At 30.1% G+C, this 18,260-nt stretch carries 16 protein-coding genes, 1 pseudogene and 1 other annotated feature; of the genes and pseudogenes, 3 read left to right on the top strand and 14 right to left on the bottom strand.

Features of this window, described 5'->3' with window-relative positions; all coding sequences use genetic code 11:
• Positions 1-10: 10 nt before the first annotated feature.
• A pseudogene (locus tag FAY47_RS12660) lies at positions 11-1,450 on the top strand (alpha-L-arabinofuranosidase C-terminal domain-containing protein).
• Positions 1,451-1,585: 135 nt separating this feature from the next.
• On the opposite strand, the gene FAY47_RS12655 reads toward FAY47_RS12660, so the two are convergent.
• Positions 1,586-1,972: a VOC family protein gene (locus FAY47_RS12655; RefSeq protein ID WP_143317160.1), complete on the bottom strand. Its 387-nt coding sequence runs from the start codon at positions 1,970-1,972 to the stop codon at positions 1,586-1,588.
• Positions 1,973-1,993: 21 nt separating this feature from the next.
• On the bottom strand, positions 1,994-2,368 hold the full coding sequence (locus tag FAY47_RS12650) for a DUF1284 domain-containing protein (protein ID WP_143317158.1): 375 nt from the start codon (positions 2,366-2,368) through the stop codon (positions 1,994-1,996).
• A gap of 191 nt (positions 2,369-2,559) precedes the next feature.
• Here FAY47_RS12650 and FAY47_RS12645 point away from each other — a divergent pair, with 191 nt between their 5' ends.
• The gene (locus tag FAY47_RS12645) at positions 2,560-3,015 is read left to right on the top strand and encodes an RNA-binding protein (protein WP_143317156.1); all 456 of its coding nucleotides are present in this window, start codon (positions 2,560-2,562) and stop codon (positions 3,013-3,015) included.
• Between the two features lie 56 nt (positions 3,016-3,071).
• Here the strand turns inward: FAY47_RS12645 and FAY47_RS12640 are convergent, their stop codons facing one another.
• The 12 genes from FAY47_RS12640 to FAY47_RS12580 form a co-directional block, all read right to left on the bottom strand.
• Positions 3,072-3,635, bottom strand: a complete 564-nt coding sequence (locus tag FAY47_RS12640; RefSeq protein WP_243129617.1) for an acetylglutamate kinase — start codon at positions 3,633-3,635, stop codon at positions 3,072-3,074.
• 64 nt (positions 3,636-3,699) lie between these two features.
• The gene (locus FAY47_RS12635) at positions 3,700-4,002 is read right to left on the bottom strand and encodes a hypothetical protein (RefSeq protein WP_143317154.1); all 303 of its coding nucleotides are present in this window, start codon (positions 4,000-4,002) and stop codon (positions 3,700-3,702) included.
• Between the two features lie 174 nt (positions 4,003-4,176).
• Positions 4,177-4,686 (bottom strand): QueT transporter family protein, encoded by a 510-nt coding sequence (locus FAY47_RS12630; RefSeq protein ID WP_143317152.1) that lies wholly within the window; start codon positions 4,684-4,686, stop codon positions 4,177-4,179.
• Positions 4,687-4,956: 270 nt separating this feature from the next.
• The gene (gene pepF / locus FAY47_RS12625) at positions 4,957-6,765 is read right to left on the bottom strand and encodes an oligoendopeptidase F (protein ID WP_143317150.1); all 1,809 of its coding nucleotides are present in this window, start codon (positions 6,763-6,765) and stop codon (positions 4,957-4,959) included.
• Positions 6,766-7,189: 424 nt separating this feature from the next.
• Positions 7,190-7,960 (bottom strand): tryptophan synthase subunit alpha, encoded by a 771-nt coding sequence (gene trpA / locus FAY47_RS12615; protein WP_143317148.1) that lies wholly within the window; start codon positions 7,958-7,960, stop codon positions 7,190-7,192.
• Positions 7,953-9,131 carry a tryptophan synthase subunit beta gene (gene trpB / locus FAY47_RS12610; protein WP_143317146.1) on the bottom strand — a complete coding sequence of 393 codons (1,179 nt, stop codon included), beginning with the start codon at positions 9,129-9,131 and terminating at the stop codon, positions 7,953-7,955. The genes trpA and trpB overlap by 8 nt, the downstream gene beginning before the upstream one ends.
• Positions 9,121-9,744, bottom strand: coding sequence for a phosphoribosylanthranilate isomerase (locus tag FAY47_RS12605; RefSeq protein WP_185966823.1), 624 nt, complete (start codon positions 9,742-9,744; stop codon positions 9,121-9,123). The genes trpB and FAY47_RS12605 overlap by 11 nt, the downstream gene beginning before the upstream one ends.
• Position 9,745: 1 nt before the next feature.
• Positions 9,746-10,528, bottom strand: a complete 783-nt coding sequence (gene trpC, locus FAY47_RS12600; RefSeq protein ID WP_143317142.1) for an indole-3-glycerol phosphate synthase TrpC — start codon at positions 10,526-10,528, stop codon at positions 9,746-9,748.
• Between the two features lie 12 nt (positions 10,529-10,540).
• Positions 10,541-11,545, bottom strand: coding sequence for an anthranilate phosphoribosyltransferase (gene trpD, locus FAY47_RS12595; protein ID WP_143317140.1), 1,005 nt, complete (start codon positions 11,543-11,545; stop codon positions 10,541-10,543).
• Positions 11,535-12,113: an aminodeoxychorismate/anthranilate synthase component II gene (locus FAY47_RS12590; RefSeq protein WP_143317138.1), complete on the bottom strand. Its 579-nt coding sequence runs from the start codon at positions 12,111-12,113 to the stop codon at positions 11,535-11,537. The genes trpD and FAY47_RS12590 overlap by 11 nt, the downstream gene beginning before the upstream one ends.
• Positions 12,110-13,504, bottom strand: a complete 1,395-nt coding sequence (trpE, locus tag FAY47_RS12585; protein ID WP_143317136.1) for an anthranilate synthase component I — start codon at positions 13,502-13,504, stop codon at positions 12,110-12,112. Before trpE ends, FAY47_RS12590 begins: the two co-directional genes overlap by 4 nt.
• A gap of 54 nt (positions 13,505-13,558) precedes the next feature.
• Positions 13,559-13,872 (bottom strand) — a binding site (T-box leader).
• A gap of 197 nt (positions 13,873-14,069) precedes the next feature.
• Positions 14,070-15,443: an MATE family efflux transporter gene (locus tag FAY47_RS12580; protein ID WP_143317134.1), complete on the bottom strand. Its 1,374-nt coding sequence runs from the start codon at positions 15,441-15,443 to the stop codon at positions 14,070-14,072.
• A gap of 260 nt (positions 15,444-15,703) precedes the next feature.
• On the opposite strand from FAY47_RS12580, the gene FAY47_RS12575 reads away from it, so the two are divergent.
• Positions 15,704-18,172, top strand: coding sequence for a GxGYxYP domain-containing protein (locus FAY47_RS12575; protein ID WP_143317133.1), 2,469 nt, complete (start codon positions 15,704-15,706; stop codon positions 18,170-18,172).
• Positions 18,173-18,260 lie beyond the last annotated feature (88 nt).

Below are 18,260 nucleotides of genomic sequence, written 5' to 3'. Positions count from 1 at the left end.
AAAAAATAAAATTAATAAAGAAATATACGGACATTTTTCAGAACATCTTGGAAGATGTATTTATAATGGTATATTTGTAGGTGAAGATTCTCCTATTCCAAATACTAGAGGAATGAGAAATGATGTAGTAAATGCATTGAAAGAAATACAAATTCCAGTGCTTCGTTGGCCTGGTGGATGTTTTGCTGATGAATATCACTGGAAAGATGGTATTGGTCCAAAAGTTCATCGAAAAAAAATGATAAACACAAATTGGGGTGGATTAGTTGAAGATAATAGTTTTGGAACTCATGAATTTTTCGAATTATGTTCTCAACTTCATTACGAGCCTTATGTAAACGGTAACTTAGGAAGTGGGACTGTTCAAGAAATGTCCGAGTGGATTGAATATATTACTTTTGATGGAATATCTCCTATGGCTGATGAGAGAAAAAAGAATGCTAATGAAAAGCCTTGGAATCTAAAGTACTTTGGCATAGGGAATGAAAATTGGGGCTGCGGCGGAAACATGCGACCTGAATATTATGCTGATGAATATAGACGTTATCAAAGTTACTGTAAAAATTATAGCGATAATAAGTTATTTAAAATAGCCTGTGGTCCAAATGGTCCTGATTATAATTGGATGGATAGTGTTATGTCCATTGCTCATAAATATTTTGATGCAATAAGCCTACATTATTACACAGTCCCTGGTCCTAATTGAAGTAATAAAGGTAGTGCTACAAAATTTTACGAAGAAGAATATTATACAACTATTAAAAAGACTTACATGATGGAAGAATTATTAGTAAATCATAGTTCTCTTATGAATAGATATGACCCAGAAAAAAAAAAAAAAATTGGACTAGTAGTTGATGAATGGGGCACTTGGTATGATGTAGAAGAAAGTACAAACCCTGCCTTTCTATATCAACAAAATACAATGCGTGATGCTATAGTTGCATCTATAAATTTAAATCTCTTTAATGAACATTCTGATAGAGTAATTATGGCTAATATCGCTCAAGTAGTTAACGTATTACAATCTGTTATCCTTACTGAAGGTGATAGAATGATTAAAACTCCTACTTTCCATGTATTTAATATGTATAAGCATCATCAGGATAGCATATTGGTTAACAGCTTTATAAAAAATTATGATATCAAAGGAGAAGAATATAGCTTACCAAGTATCTCTAAGTCAGTTTCTCTAGACAAAGATAACAAATTACATTTAACTATGTCAAATTGTTCTTTATCAAATGATTATGCGCTTGATATTAATATACTTGATTATCCTTTCAGAAAAGTTTCAGGAAAACTGCTTACAGAAAAAATGACAGCTCATAATACTTTTGAAAATCCTAATAAGGTTTATCCTATAGATTTTAAGGACTATACAATTACTGATGAAGGAATAAAATTTATTATTCCTAAATGCAGTGTACTATCTTTAACCCTTGAATAATATGAATAGCTTTTGCAAACGCTGTTTACTTCAAGATAGTGTAAATAAAAAGTATTATAAAACTGTTAATGTAAATCCTAAATGGTAAATAAAATGAGATGCTTTAGAATAACTCTAATGCACCTCATTTTATAATTACTCATCACATCTTATTACTTCAACTTTATATCCATCTGGATCAGTTACAAAATAATAATGAGGTTTTTCTCCTGGTAATCCTTTTAAATCTGTAACTTCATAACCTAAAGCTTTATGTTTTTCTCTCATCTCTTCCAAGTTTTTAACCCCAATAGCAGTATGGCTAAAACCATTTCCTAATTCATATGGCCTTTCTACATCATAATTATATGTAAGTTCTATTTCATATCCATTTACTTCATTAGATAAATATACTAAGGTAAATTTTTGTGCTGGAAAGTCCTTTCTTCTTGTTTGAATAAGCCCTAAAGCTTCTCCATAAAATTTTAATGATTCCTCTAAATTTTTAACCCTTATACAGGTATGTAACATTTTCACTGACATTTACACTTTCCCCTTTCTATCTTACATGCATGTTCCATTTTTATACCATTCACAATCTTTACATATCTTTTTAAATTTTTCTTTTGAATAATTTCTATAAATATTCTCCTCAATATAAGAAAAACTGTAAATGGAGTTTATTTGAAGCCCATATTCCCTTAAGGTTAATTTATCTAACATGTTAACTTTATCCTTTGTTAAACAAATTTCACCTTGAAGTTTATTTGGGCAATTTTCACATATATCATCACAGCAATTAACAAGTTTAACATCTACATTTTCTTCACTTTTTAATAAACCTACTATTTTGTCCATTTCTTTTATAAATTTTTCACTATAACCAAGTCCTTTATAAAAGTAAATACAATTTATATGATGAGGTCTAATTTTTATCATATACCTTTAACCTCCCTATCATTTTATTGCTGAGATTGAAATTTTATTAACTTAAAGTATAAAAATCTTTTTCCCCCTTGTCAAGTAATGGATTATAAGTGTTTTAATATAATATTTTTAGACAGTCACCAATTACTTGCAATTTAAATACAATATAGCATAGTACAAGCAATACGTATTGAGGTGAAAAAATGAATCCTTTAATAAATATGTTACTAGCCAGCATGATGGGAGGTAACAATGGCAGAATGGGTGGTAATCCACTAATTAATATGTTAATGGGGAATATGAATAGTAATGGTGGAAATCCTATGATGAATAACAATGGTTTATTAAATATGCTAATGGGCAACATGAATAATAATTCTGGACAAAATAATTCAAATAATCAAATGGAATCTTTAATGAATATGTTTCAAAATATGAACAGTAATCCAAACAATATGAATAATAATCCTAATAATACAGGTAATAATCCTCTAATTGATATGCTTATGCAAAATGGTAATGGACAAAATAACATGAATGGTATGAATCCATTATTAAGCATGCTTATGGGAAATATGAATAATCAAAATCCTATGATGAATAACAACATGACTCCTAATGGTGGTAGACGTCATAAACATTCACGAAGAAGGCATTAAAACACTGTAAAAAAAAAGTGAACTCGTATGAATTCACTTTTTCGCTTTTCTATACTTTAAATTTTAAATTGTCTCATAATGCCTTCTGACATTTCATCTGCCATTTGCAAAGCTTGATTCTCAATACTATCAAATATCTTTATATCTTCAGCATATTGCTTTCCAAGTCTATTAACAGCTTCACTTTCAACTAGTTTTAAATGTTCAAATAACATTGCTTGCCAATCTTCTTTTTTCCAAACTGGATTAATATCTTCAAGAAAATATGCAATTTGCCTTGCATTTTTATACCACTTCTTTCTAGTTTCATCAGCAGTTTCTGTACTCTCTGCTTTTGCTGCATTCACAAGGTCCGCTGCAATAAGTAAATGTTGTTCTAGTAAATTTTTAAAAGTATTAGCTTTCTCTTTCCCATAAAATAATTTAAGCACCTCTGCAAAGTCAGCAGGATTTCTAAAAAGTCTATTAGTTACTAATTCTAAGTCTCCTGTTCCTTCTGCTGTACTTATAATAAATGATCTAGTCCAAAATCCATGTTGTTCCCAAAGTTTACGAAAGGTATTTACAATATTCATCCTCTTAACAGTATTATTATATTTTCCATCTTCATCTCTATACATGGAACTCTCCGAAATCATTATTTCTATCTATTTTATGCATATCTAGAATTTTAGTTACGCTTTTCTACTTTATCTTTTTCTTAATACCATCATATAGATATCTAAGATATTCTGTATCAACATTTTCGTCTTCAAGGAAATTTAATCGTTCATTAACATTTTCACTTATATCCTTTGCCTCTTTAAAATCCTTTTGTTTTATGCAAGTACTTGTATATTCTAATAGGTAATCTACTTTTTTAACAAGTCTTGCTAAATCTTCTCTATTATCATTTACTAAATCTAATAATAGAGAATAAATTTTTGAAGATGTTGAGTCCTTTGCTGAAAATAGAAAATCATTACTTTTACTAGTTATCTTTGCCATCAAATTTCCTCCTATGCCTTCTTTTATTCTATAATTCTATTTTGTTATTTATTCCTTTAAAATTTACAATACCACTATTATTATATAATTTACATAATATAAAACTCACGAAAGTTCAACATCTAGATTTTCGTGAGTTTTAAGATTAATTAAAATCATGATCTTTTAAATTTGCTATTTTAAATTCTTCCCTAAGGGGATATCATATTTAGTTTGTATGATTTTCGTAATTGGCACTCCAACTATAGTAACCACAACAAATTCACCAATTGCAACTGTACCAATTGCAAACACAAGCGGTACTTGATAAAGATAGTTAAGCATGCCTCCAACTATTAGCCCATTAATAACAGTAGGCCAAAGCGATGCTACTACTAAAGAAATATCTTTATTTTTCACCCTTCTTGCCGTAGCCGAAATAGCATAAACACTAATAAATGTTGCTAATGTACCAAATATAGCATCCACTAATCCATTTGGACCAAGAATATTTGCAATAAAACATCCTAGTGTAAGACCACCTATATAAAACGGATCAAAAAGTGCTAATAACACCATTATTTCTGATATTCTAATTTGAATAGCTCCATAGCTTATGGGAGCTAGTACAAGTGTTAATATTGCATAAATTGCTGCTATAATAGCTGTTTTAACTAATCTCTGTGTTGTCATATTATTATTCAAATAAACCACTCCATTTTATTGATGATATTAGAAAATCAACATTATATATAAAGCTCTCCAAAAACATTACAACAAAAAAATCGTAGGAAATATCTCCTACGATAAATAAACTCAACAAAAATAAAAGATTCTATTAACAAAAATCAATTCAAATCTTTATCATTCTTAATTATTTAACCGTAGTTTTGTTTTAAGTCAGGAGGCTTTCGAACTGACTAAATGCTAATTTTCACCTTTAAGATTATATCAAACAAATGAAATTATTACAAGTTAAGCTTCAATTTCTTCAGTAAGCCTAATTATTTCATCAATTATACTACCAATATAATCAACAGTATCAACAAGAGGCTTATCTGTAGTTATATCTACTCCAGCCATTTTTGCAAGTTCTATAGGTGTCTTTGTTCCTCCTTCTTTAAGTACTTTTCTCCAATCATCTATAGCTGTCTTGCCTTCTTTTAATATTCTCTTGCTCACTTCTGTTGCTATTGTAAGTCCTGCACTATAAGTATAAGAATAAAGTCCCATATAATAATGAGGCTGCCTCATCCAAGTTAACTCTGCTCCATCAATCATCTTCACATCATCTCCCCAGAACTTTTCAAGGACTTCTTTTTTTATTTTGCTAAGAGTTGAAGCCTGAACACTTCCTCCTTTATCAATTATTCTATATACCTCTCTTTGATAAGCTGCTTCTAAAAGGTGAGTTACAAAATTATGATAATAAGTATGACTAATCATTGAAGATAAAACCCATCTTCTAAACCTTTTATCCTTATTAGTCTGTAAAAGATAATTTGCCATAAGAAGCTCATTCATAGTAGATGGCGCTTCTACGAAATATGTAGAAACATTTACATCAAATATATTTTGACTTTCGTTACATAATTTAAAGTGACCTGCATGACCAAGTTCATGAGCTAAGGTAAATACCTCTGCCATCTTTTCACTCCATGATAACAATATAAAGGAGTTGCTTCCATAAGGACTTGCGCAAAATCCTCCTGTGGATTTTCCATTATTTTGTGCAAAGTCAATCCATCTTTCGTTATAAGCTCTTTTGACCATTTCTAAGTAGTCATCACCTAATATAGCCAAAGCACCCTCAATATATTTTTTAGATTCTTCAATTGTCACATTAGGATCATATTCTGGATCCACTGCAATCTTCAAGTCTGCAAAAGTCATTTCATCAAGTTTATGTATTTTCTTGAGAAGTTTTGCATACTTTCTCATATGAGGTGCTAGTTTTTCAGTTATAATATCTATCTGCCTGTTGTATAAGTCTATATCAACCTTTTGAGAAAACAATAAACTATCTATAACAGAATCAAAACCTCTTAATGTAGCTATATTTTTTTCTTTCTGTACTTGAACTCCATAAGCTGCTGCTGTAGTATATTGATATTGTCTTATTTTATCTGAAAAGGCTTTGAAAGCAGCTCTTCTAACCTTTGTATCATTTTCATATTCATATTCATTTTCAAAAAGTGCATATCCAAGAGGATATGTCTTTCCATCTACGGCGAAACTCTTAAAGTTCATATCTGCATGCTTAGCCTGCTCATAAACTTTATAAGGTGCTTCTAAAGTTCCAGATAAAGCAGCTAATACTCTTTCTACTTCAGGGTGAAGTGCATATACCTTTTCTCTTTTTTTATCCTTTAAATAATTACTATTTTCTTTTGATGCATTTATTGCATCATCTAAAACTTTATCATCAGCTTGGATGATTTCGCTTTCTATAAAACTTAATTTGCTTTCAATATCTGATGTTATATTGATATTTTTGGAATATTTATCCTGATTTTCATTATTGGTATAATCAACTGAAACCGAAAGCTCTGCATAAGAATTTGTAAGATCCTTAATCTTGTATAATTTTCTTAGTTCATCTAAGCATTCATTAATCTTCTTTGCTGTATTCAATTTGCCTTTATAATCTTTTTCTATTTTCATAGAAAGCTCTTTCATCTCTTTTACAGCTGATTGAAATTCTTCATCTGTAGAATAAATAGCAGATAAATCCCAAGTAAGTGCTTGGTCTACATCTTTTCTCTCTTTTAGAACTTTTTGCATTAGCAATTCCTCCTTATATATTTTCTATAATTTGTATTTTATATCTCTTTACTAATTCAGTCCACTAAAATTGTATAAAGCTTTTTTATTTTTAGTTATACACTTATAATAGCAAAAATATTAAGTTTACAGTTTAGGAATTTATTGCTTCAAATGCAGTTTCTATTGCTCAATCAAAAATTGAAAAGGGGTGGACTACAAAGGCAATATATGTTGAGGATACTATGGTTTAATTTACAATGTATTGCTACTACTACGAAAACAACATTACTGGACATACAAACTACAAACCTCCAAGAAAATCGTCCATTAGATTTTCTTGGAGGTTTATCTCTGAACCAAAACTGCATTAAATCTTCTTAAGCACGCATTTTACCAGCATATTCTTAAGAATATAAGAATATTACAATATTAGAATACGCTATTAAAGTTCTTCACTTATATCTTGAACAAACTCGAAAGCCTGCTCTCTATTTTCACCAAGCCTCCTAACAACAGCACTTCCAATAATAACCCCATCACAATAATCCTTAACTTCCTTTACGACCTCTCTTGAAGATATTCCAAAGCCTAAACATATAGGTGCCTCTGTGTTTGCACGAACCATATTTAAATAATCACTGATGCCTTCACTTAACCCACTTCTCTCGCCAGTTGTTCCATTAGAAGATACACAATATATAAATCCATTAGCTCCCTTAATTATCTTTTCTATTCTTTCCTTAGAAGTTGGAGCTACAAGCGGTATTAAATATATTTCAAAAGCTTCACATTTTTCTTTTAACTCCCCTCTTTCCTCAAGAGGAATATCTGGAATTATCAAACCATCAAAGCCAGCCTCGCTTGCTTCCTTTAAGAATTTATCAATTCCTCTAGCATAAACTAAATTATAATAAACCATTATTACTAATGGAACTTCACTCTTTTCACGAACTCTTTTCCCACAAGCAAAAATCTCCTTAACCTTAAAACCATTTCTTAAAGCTCTGCAATATGAATCTTGAATTACAGGTCCATCCGCTAGGGGATCACTAAAAGGAATTCCTATTTCAATAATACTAGCTCCTGATTTCTCTAACTTTAATACATTATCTACAGTCTCTTCTAATGAAGGATCACTGCAAGATATAAATGGTATTAATGCCTTCTTATTTTCTTTCTTTAATTTATCAAATACTAAATCTATTCTATTCATGACTATCCTCCAAATACTTAATTATTGTATCCATATCCTTATCCCCTCTACCTGAAATATTTACAATAATTATTTCATTCTTTGATAAGGTAGGGGCTAATTTCTTTGCATATGCTAATCCATGAGATGATTCTAAAGCAGGAACTATACCTTCTATCTTTGTTAAATATAAAAATGCATCAACGGCTTCACTATCAGTTACACTATCATAATAAGCTCTTTTTATTGAAGAAAGATAGGCATGTTCTGGCCCAACTGATGGATAATCAAGTCCTGCTGAAATAGAATAAGCTTCTTTAATTTGTCCATCATCATCTTTTAGTACATAGCTCATCATCCCATGTAATACTCCAGTTTCTTTTGCAGTTAAAGCTGCTGCATGTTCTCCTGTTTCTATACCTTTTCCAGCACCTTCAACACCAATTAGTTTTACATCTTTATCTTCTATAAATGAATAGAATATTCCCATAGCATTACTTCCACCACCAACTGGTGCTACTATATAATCTGGAAGTCTTCCTTCCTTTTCTAGTATTTGCTTTTTGGCTTCGTCTCCTATTATCCTTTGAAAATCTCTAACCATTATAGGATAAGGATGTGGTCCTGCTACTGTTCCCATAATATAATAAGTATCTTCTATATTAGAAACCCAGTATCTTATTGCCTCGTTAACAGAATCTTTTAAAGTTCCATTCCCGCTTTTTACTGAAATAACTTCTGCGCCTAAAAGTTCCATCTTCTTAACATTCAAAGCTTGTCTTCTTATATCCTCTTCTCCCATAAATATCTTACATTCCATTTTGAACTTAGCTGCAACCGTTGCAGTTGCAACACCATGTTGTCCTGCGCCTGTTTCAGCTATCACCTTTTTCTTTCCCATTCTCTTTGCTAAAAGGATTTGCCCTATAGTATTATTAATCTTATGAGCTCCAGTATGATTTAAATCTTCTCTTTTCAAATAAATCTTTGCTCCACCTAAATCCTCTGTCATATTTTCAGCATAGTATAGTGGACTTGGTCTTCCTGTATAATCCTTAAGATAATACATATATTCCTCTAAAAACTTTTCATCCTTTATAGCTTTTTTGAATTCTTCTTCTAATTCATTTAAAGCATTCATTAAAGTTTCTGGTACAAACTGTCCTCCAAATTCATTAAATCTACCTTTCATATCTTTCCCTCACTTTATCTATTAATCTTTTAACTTTTATTTCATCCTTAATTCTTTTTCCGTCTATAATTGATTCAACTCCAGAAGATAGGTCTATTCCATAAGGATTTATCTCTTCTATAGCCGCTAGTACATTATCTTCATTAATTCCACCTGCTAAGAATAATTTCTTTTCTAGTAATTTATTATCCATATATTTCCAAGGAAATATCTTTCCTTCACCAGGATTACTTCCATCTAGCACTAATGAATCAACCTCTATTTTGTTAATATCTTTAATATCATTCTCATCGTTAATACAAACGCCTTTCCATATTTCCCCCTTAAAATCTTCTCTTAACTTGCTAAGAAAATCTTCATCTTCATCTCCATGTAGTTGAACAACGTTTAGAGGAACTAACTTTAATATATCTTTTACATACTCTATTTCATTATTTCTAAACACACCTACTGCCTTTATTTTTTTGTCCAACTTATCATATAGAAGTTTGCTTTTTTCCTTACTTACAATCCTTTTGCTCTTTGCAAATACAAATCCTATATAGTCAGGCTGTAAATCATTTAAAAACTCTATTTCCTTTTCTGACGTTATTCCACATATCTTTATCTTCATCTTACTCACCCTTAAAGATATTAAATCTTTCTTTAAACTCTTCATCATGAATATTTCTCATAAACATTTCTCCAACTAAAGCCCCATTTGCTCCAAAATCTTTAACTTTCTGTAAATCGCTAATAGTCTTCATGCCACTTTCAGAAATTATTATTTTTCCCTTTGGGACATGTTTAATAAGATCTTCTGTTGTCTTTAAAGTGGTATTAAAGTTCTTTAAATCTCTATTATTTATGCCAACAATTTCACTATTACACTCTAATGCAAGATCTAATTCTTCTCTATTATGAACTTCAACTAAAGGATATAAATTAAACTTTCTACATTCTTCATAAAACTCTTTCAACTTTTCTCCTAAAACTGCTGCAATTAATAATATTCCTGATGCTCCTAAAATTTTTGCTTCATATATTTGATAAAAGTCTATAATAAAATCTTTCCTAAGTATGGGTCTATCACTTAATGCCTTAACCTTTTTCAAATATTCATCTGATCCCATAAAAAAATCTTCTTCTGTTAACACTGAATAAGCATCAATCTTAAATTCACTATAAATATGAGCTATTTTTTCTATATCGAAGTCTGGAACTATTATCCCTTTAGAAGGAGAAGCTTTTTTAAATTCTCCTATAATAGAAAAGTTATCTCCTCCCAAGACATTTTTAAAATTGTTTTCTGCTGAGATTAATTCACCTGCTTTTTCATATAACTTATCTATTAATATAAGTTTTTTTCTCTCTTCAACTCTCTTATACTTTTCCCTGCAGATCTTATCTAATATCATAACCTTCCTCCTCTAAACTTGTATTTCCCTTAGCTTTTCGAAAGCTTTACCTGAATCGAGAAGGCTATTTGCAAGTTCTATTCCTTCTTCTATTGAATTGGTAACCTTAGCTACATAAAATGCTGCAGCTGCATTTAATACTACAATATCTCTTTTAGGTCCTTTTTCACCCTTTAAAATATTTATAATAATCTCCGAATTTTCTTTTGGACTTCCACCTTCTATTTCCTTAATTCCCACCTTTTCTATTCCATACCTAACAGGATCTATTTTATATTCTTTTATCACTCCATTATTTACTTCACATACAGTTGTTGTAGTAGTTGTAGTTATTTCATCTAATCCATCATCACCGTGAACTACCATAGCTCTTTCAAGTCCTAAATTTAATAAAACCTCACCTGCCATTTTCACTAAATTACCATCATAAACACCAAGCAATTGCCCAGTAATAGGTGCTGGATTTGCTAATGGTCCTATTAAATTAAATAATGTTCTTGTAGCCAATTCTTTTCTTTCCTTTGCAACATTTTTCATAGCCTTATGATATTGTGGTGCAAATAAAAATGCCATTCCTTTTTCTTCTATAATCTTTTTACTTTCATCTTTTGTATAATCAACCTTTATGCCAAGCTCAGTTAATACATCTGCACTCCCGCTTTTACTAGATACTGCTCTATTTCCATGTTTAGCTACCTTTACCCCTCCACTAGCTGCAACTATAGCTACAGCTGTTGATATATTGAAGGTTTTACCTCCATCTCCACCAGTTCCACAAGTATCTATTAGATGTTCTCTATTTTCCATATCAACAGTTATCATATTATCTCTTAGTGCCTTAACTGCTCCTAAAACTTCATCAGAAGTCTCACCTTTTACTCTAAGCCCAATTAGAAATCCTCCAACCTTAGTTGAATTAGCTTCACCTCTCATAATTTCATTTATTATAGCCCTTGTTTCTTCTTCTGTTAGATTTTCACCATTTATAATCTTTAAAATCCCTTCATCAATTTTCATTACAAATCCCCTCCACGAAATTCTTTAACATTCTTTTCCCTTTTGGCGTAAATATAGATTCTGGATGAAATTGAAGGCCATATATAGGTAATTTCTTATGCTTAATGGCCATAATCACTTCATCATCTACGGTTTCTCCAATAACCTCAATTTCTTCTGGCAAGCTTTCTTTCTCTACAACTAGCGAATGATATCTCATAACTTCAAGTTTTCTACTAATTCCTTCAAAAATATCATTTCCCCTTATTTGTATCTTTGAGCTTTTACCATGAAATATCTTTTTAGCTCTAACAACTCCGCCTCCAAAGGCTGATGCAATAGCTTGATGCCCTAAACATATTCCAAGAACAGGAATCTCCACACCTAAATTTTTAATTACCTCTATTGATATACCAGCATCTTCTGGTCTTCCAGGCCCTGGTGATATTACTATCCCCTCTGGTTTAAGATTTTTTATTTCTTCTATTGTAATTTCATCGTTTCTAAAAACTTTCACTTCTGTAAATTCACTTAAATATTGATAAAGATTAAAGGTAAATGAATCATAATTATCTATTAAAACTATCATCTCAATGCCTCCTTTAGTGCCATAAGCTTATTTTCAATTTCTAAACATTCATTTTCTGGAACTGAATCATATACAAGTCCACCACCAGCTTGTAAGTGGGCAATTCCATCTTTTAAAACAAGGGTTCTTATCGCTATACACATATCCATATCACCACCATAAGAAAAGTAACCAACCGATCCTGCATAAATTCCTCTTTTTTTATTTTCAAGCTCTTCTATAATTTCCATAGCTCTAATCTTAGGTGCTCCAGATAGAGTTCCTGCTGGAAGACATGATGCTAATGCATCAAAACAATCTTTACCTTCTTCAAGTTCTCCAACAACCTTTGTTGTAATATGCATTACATGGGAAAATCTTTCTATATTCATAAAATCTTTTACTTCAACTGTTCCTACTTTACTTATCTTGCCTATATCATTACGCCCTAAATCAACTAACATTACATGTTCTGCTCTTTCTTTTTCATCTTCTATTAATTCTTTTTCAAGCTCTAAGTCCTCTTCAGAAGTAAGTCCTCTTTTTCTAGTTCCAGCTATAGGATTGGTGGTAACCACCTTGTCTCTTACTGATACTAAACTTTCTGGAGACGAGCCTATAACTTGATAATCTTCATAATCTATTAAAAACATATATGGTGAAGGGTTTTCTTCTCTAAGTCTTCTGTATATTTCAAGTGGTGACTTTTCTGTATCACAATACATTCTTCTTGATATAACTACTTGAAAAATATCTCCTTTTCTGATGTATTCTTTAACTTTCTCTATATTTTTCTTATGATCTTCTCTGCTTACAGAAAATCTTAATTCTATATCCTTCTTAGGTTCTCTTTTTTCTGTTATTATAAAATAATTGTTTGCAATTTTTTCAAAATACTCATCTTGTTCTTCTCTAATTTCTTGAAAACTCCTATTATCATCTTTAAGTATGCTATCTACTACATAAACCTTATGAGTTAAGTGATCATAACATATATATCTTTTATAAAAATTAAACCTGATGGTTGGAACATTTAGATCATCATCATTTTCAAACTTAAGTTTTCTTTCATATAAGCCTATAGAATCATACCCCATATATCCAATAGCTCCACCTTTAAATGTAAAAGGATTTCCCTTTTCATCAAACTCTAAAGAAACTTCTTTTTTTATCTCGTTTACTTCTTTTAGAGTTTCTCCTTGAATTTCTTTATATGGATTTTCCCCTAAAAAAGAATATCTACCAAAGTGTTCTTCCCTGCTTCCTCCTTCAAAAATAAATCTACGAGTGCCCTTTAATCCATTAAATAGAGTGATAGGAGTAATTTCATCTCCTCTATATTCACTTATAAATGAAAATATTTTTCTATCACCTTTTTTCTTTTTAAAATCGCATTCTGTGGTACTAATCATATACATAACCCCCTAATTACTTATAATTTAATAAAAAAAGCCACTTCATCCACACATTGGGACGAAGTGACTCGTGTTGCCACCCAAATTTATATAACAAGTGACTATAAATAAAAAAAGGTATTTCATCCAAAAGGACGAAATACCACAATTTCGCTATGCCACCTATGTTACACATCTTTATCAGGTACGGAAGTTAATCGATACCCTGTCTTTTTAACGGTAGACTCTCCGTACACCTGTACTAAAACTTTCCAAGTGTCGTCTCAAAGACCCATTCAACAAAGGCTACAGTACTTGGTTCACACCATCCCAAGTTCTCTGGAAACTAAACTCCAATATTTACTCTCTCTTATCATCGACTTTATCTTAACTTTAATAATATTATATGTAACTTTTTCCTAATATGCTACCTTTATATTTATATATATATTGTAATTAAAGTCTATTTTTTTATAATATTCTTTCCTTTTCTTCAATTTTCTTTGATTTAATAAAATTATGACAATTTTTTTTATAAAAATAAGGATAAGATAACTTTAAACTTATCCTATCCTTATAAAAATTATTTTGCATATTCCTCTACAAGATTCTTCTTTTCCTTATTAAGCAATCTCATTTCATGGAGTATAAATAAAATTGTAATAATTACAGAAATAAAATCTGATGCTGGTCCTGATATCCAAACTCCAGTTAAATTTAAAAACTTAGGAAGGATCAGTATAAGTGGTAAAAGTACAATAACTTGTCTCAAAAGACTTAAAAACATAGATATTTTTGCTTTTCCTATAGCTTGAAAATAATTTGTACATATAGCTTGCACTCCAATTACCGGAAGCATAGAAAGGAATATAGATATTCCCTTAGCACCAATATCCACAAGACTTTCGTCACTTTCATTAAAAATACTTATAATTTGTGCTGGGAATAATTCAACAACAATAAACCCAAATAAGCAAATTATAGTAGCTGCAATTGATGCATACTTTAATGTAAGTTTAACTCTATCATAATTTTTAGCACCATAATTATATCCTATTATTGGCTGAGCTCCTTGGTTAATTCCGAACACAGGCATTAATATAAGCATACTAACACTGTTAATTAAAGAAAAAGCTCCTATAGCAATGTCTCCGCCATATTTTGAAAGGCTTCTATTAAATGTAATTGTAATTAAACTAGCAGCTATCTGCATTGCAAAAGGAGACATCCCTATTGATATTATTTCTTTTACATGAACTTTAAATAACTTCAAGTTTTCCTTTTTAACTTTTAATAAACTCTTACCTTTGACAAAATAATATAATATCCATACGGAACAAACAGCCTGTGAGCATATTGTTGCAAGTGCTGATCCTCTCACTCCTAATTTAAACACAAATATAAATAATGGATTTATTAAAAAGTTAAGTACTGCTCCAATAAGCATTGTTTTCATGGCAGTTTTAGGATCACCTTCTGATCTTATTATAGGGTTCATACCAAATCCTATATTTTGAAGTACTACACCTAACAGTATTATAAATGCAAATTTTTTCGCATCAGGCATAGTCTCTGCACTAGCACCAAATATATTAAGGATTGGCTCTAAAAATATAATTCCAAAAATAGTTATCAATACTGAAAAAATAATTACAAGAGTTAGGGCATTACCTACAATCTTTTCAGCTTCCTTATGTTTATTTTGTCCAAGCTTTATTGAAACTACAGCCCCTGCACCCACTCCAACAAGCATTCCAAAAGCCATAATAACATTTGATATAGGGAATGTTACTGCAACTCCAGAAAGGGCTAATGATCCAACTCCCCTACCAACAAAAAACCTATCTACAATACTATATAATGCATTAACAAGCATTCCTATTATTGAAGGTATTGAGAACTTCAACAATAAACTTCCTACACTTTCATAGCCTAATTCTTTTGTTTCTTTATTCATATTCAACTCCTTAGTTATTGTTTTAATTTATTCTGCTTTTTCTAGTAAATGTTTCTATATACAACATCTGCATCGTCCTGAAAATGTCACTCATACTAATATACTGAAAAATAGTTGATATGTCAACCATGCTTATTAAGTTATTTTTAATATGTAAAGCTTATTAATTTCTTCTTGTATAGAAGTTGTTCAAAAAGTAAATATTATATCTGTATTATCATTATTAACTTAGCAAAAAATTGTAGATGGGGTGACCATACTTGAAGAAAAAAACAAAACTATTTATATCTTCTTTATTAATATTATTAATTACCTTTAACTATCTAAAGTTAGAAACTATACTAACAAAAGCATGCAGTTTATCTTTAGATTCTAACAATGTAAATCTGATTTTAGATACTTTAAAATATAATGATATGCCACAAAATTTTCGTAAAACTTCAAATTTAACAAGCTTTCAAAGCAATAAAGATTTTAATCTTAAGGGCTTAGGTGCATTAAATATTTCTGGCAGTCACCAATTTTCAGAGTATAATCTACCATTAATCATTAATGCCATAGATACTTCTCTTCCTATAACAATTATTGATCTAAGACAAGAATCTCACGGATTCATCAACGAAATTCCTATAAGCTTTGCTAATTATAATAACAATGCTAACATGGGATTATCAAAAGAAAAAGTTATATTAGACGAAAATAATAGATTAAGTAATATAAAATTAGATACACCTATTTCATTTTTTAATCATCCTGAAATAACCATAACTCCGACAAAAGTGGTTTCTGAAAATCAGCTTGTTGATTCTTCATCACTATCATATATTCGTATTCCTGTTACTGATGGAAAAATACCAACAGATGATATGGTTAATTTCTTTGTAGATACAGTAAATTCAAAACCTAAAAATTCATGGTTTCACTTTCACTGCAAGGAAGGTATAGGAAGAACAACTACATTTATGATTATGTATGATATTATTACTAACTCAAAAAACGTTATGATAGATGATATTATAAAAAGGCAGCTACATTTAGCAAATTTTAATGAAAAGGAAACTATATCTTTTTATAATGATGAAAGAATAAATTTCTTAAAAAACTTCTATAAATATAGTAAAGAAAATGATAATATCCACAAACTAAAATGGAGTGATTGGAAAAAAACTTTATCCTCTAGTTCTTTTCCAATGTGTTCTTTAAATAAAAACAAATCCAATTTCATAAAAAATGAAATAACTCCAACAAGCCTATACGTTATTTCTCAAGATAATATGACTTCAGCTGAAAGAACCATGATTGCTACCCTACAAGGTTTAGTTAATAGCAATTCTTCATCTCAAATATACACTCTTAATTCCTCTGAACCTGATTATCAAATTTGGTTAGATGACTTAAAAAATAATTATGGAATTTTTTACGAGACCATTTCAAATCCTTGGGAGTTACTTGATAAGTTTAAAAGTTATGTTTATGGATATATTCTTTATGCTAATAAATCCATAACTGATCCTTCTATAAACAATGCTTGTTCCCTTGCTTCATTAACTAATTCTATTGCAATTGATGAAACCATCCAAGATAAAGTAATAGAACATGGTATAACTAAACTAAAAGATGATTTAAGAAACACAGATAAATATTGGGCTTATGATAACTTGTGGAGTTTGGGTTTAAATCATTCAATAATAATAGAGCTATCTCCTGATAAAGATACTGCACTAAGAGATTATGGCATAATGACAAAATCTTTAATATTTTATGAAGATAGTATCAAGGATTTTTCTCTTAGAGAAAAAATTTTTTCATCTGCTGAAAAAGATTCAACTTGTCTCGGTTGGGGCCCCGATGAATTTATAAATGTAAGTACAGCTTCAAAATATGGCGTTAGTATTGTAGCTGCAGATTATTCTTATAATTTAACGGTATTAAATGCTTTCCCTTCTGTTCCAATTACTCAAAAAGCATTACAAAACACTCCCATAAAAAAAGACACCCATTATGTAACATTTATTATATCTGATGGTGATAATCAACAATGGAATCTTGGCACAAATTATAGTTCTCCTAAATGGTATGGTTCTTCTTATAGAGGGAAATTTAATTTAGGTTGGTCATTAAGTCCATCATTATATTATCTAGCACCTACTGTTTATAAATTATATTATGAAAATGCTTCTTCTGGATATTATAATGATTATTTTTTAGTGCCTCCATCTGGAACTGGATATATGTACCCCAGTAAATTTGATAGTAATGCACTTAAAATTTATATAGATAGATTAAATAATTATATGAAAAATGTAGATGAAAAATATTTATTAATCCTAGATGATTCTTCTTTCTATAACACTAAACTTTGGGATAACTTTACTGCTAAGAATGATATTCAGGGCTTATTTTATCTCGATTATCACAAACATAATAATTATAAAGGAGAAATTACTTACTCAAATAATAAACCCATAATATCCTGTAGAGATTTACTTTGGAATGGCATTGAAAGCGAAGATGAACTTGTTAAAAACATTAATGATAGAATTAGTCGTGGTGAAATTGGTATTAATAACCCTAATAGTTACACCTTTGTTTATGTTCATGCTTGGAGTAAAAGCTTAGATGATCTTAATAAAGTTGTAAAAAAGTTAAATAAGAATCCTAAGGTTACTATTGTCACTCCAGAAACTTTTATGGATTTAATAAGAAAAAACATTACTCCTATCAAATAACTTTTACATAATCGAGTAGGAGGTAGATAATTATTTTATCTACCGACCTCTCACACCACCGTACGTACCGTTCGGTATACGGCGGTTC

The sequence above is a fragment of the Clostridium sp. HBUAS56017 genome, from assembly GCF_007115085.1.
In the GTDB taxonomy this organism is placed as follows: domain Bacteria; phylum Bacillota; class Clostridia; order Clostridiales; family Clostridiaceae; genus Clostridium; species Clostridium cibarium.
The sequence above is the reverse complement of the archived record's forward strand: the minus strand, read 5'-3'. Positions and strand labels throughout refer to the sequence as shown.

Bases quoted from the DNA above. Each gene is read 5' to 3' on its own strand.
- FAY47_RS12645 (WP_143317156.1), top strand. From the start codon at position 2,560: ATGAATCCTTTAATAAATATGTTACTAGCCAGCATGATGGGAGGTAAC.
- trpE (WP_143317136.1), bottom strand. From the start codon at position 13,504: ATGATTAGTACCACAGAATGCGATTTTAAAAAGAAAAAAGGTGATAGA.
- trpB (WP_143317146.1), bottom strand. From the start codon at position 9,131: ATGAAAGGTAGATTTAATGAATTTGGAGGACAGTTTGTACCAGAAACT.
- trpA (WP_143317148.1), bottom strand. From the start codon at position 7,960: ATGAATAGAATAGATTTAGTATTTGATAAATTAAAGAAAGAAAATAAG.
- FAY47_RS12640 (WP_243129617.1), bottom strand. From the start codon at position 3,635: ATGTATAGAGATGAAGATGGAAAATATAATAATACTGTTAAGAGGATG.
- FAY47_RS12650 (WP_143317158.1), bottom strand. From the start codon at position 2,368: ATGATAAAAATTAGACCTCATCATATAAATTGTATTTACTTTTATAAA.
- trpD (WP_143317140.1), bottom strand. From the start codon at position 11,545: ATGAAAATTGATGAAGGGATTTTAAAGATTATAAATGGTGAAAATCTA.
- FAY47_RS12605 (WP_185966823.1), bottom strand. From the start codon at position 9,744: ATGAAGATAAAGATATGTGGAATAACGTCAGAAAAGGAAATAGAGTTT.
- pepF (WP_143317150.1), bottom strand. From the start codon at position 6,765: ATGCAAAAAGTTCTAAAAGAGAGAAAAGATGTAGACCAAGCACTTACT.
- trpC (WP_143317142.1), bottom strand. From the start codon at position 10,528: ATGATATTAGATAAGATCTGCAGGGAAAAGTATAAGAGAGTTGAAGAG.
- FAY47_RS12655 (WP_143317160.1), bottom strand. From the start codon at position 1,972: ATGTCAGTGAAAATGTTACATACCTGTATAAGGGTTAAAAATTTAGAG.
- FAY47_RS12635 (WP_143317154.1), bottom strand. From the start codon at position 4,002: ATGGCAAAGATAACTAGTAAAAGTAATGATTTTCTATTTTCAGCAAAG.
- FAY47_RS12580 (WP_143317134.1), bottom strand. From the start codon at position 15,443: ATGAATAAAGAAACAAAAGAATTAGGCTATGAAAGTGTAGGAAGTTTA.
- FAY47_RS12590 (WP_143317138.1), bottom strand. From the start codon at position 12,113: ATGATAGTTTTAATAGATAATTATGATTCATTTACCTTTAATCTTTAT.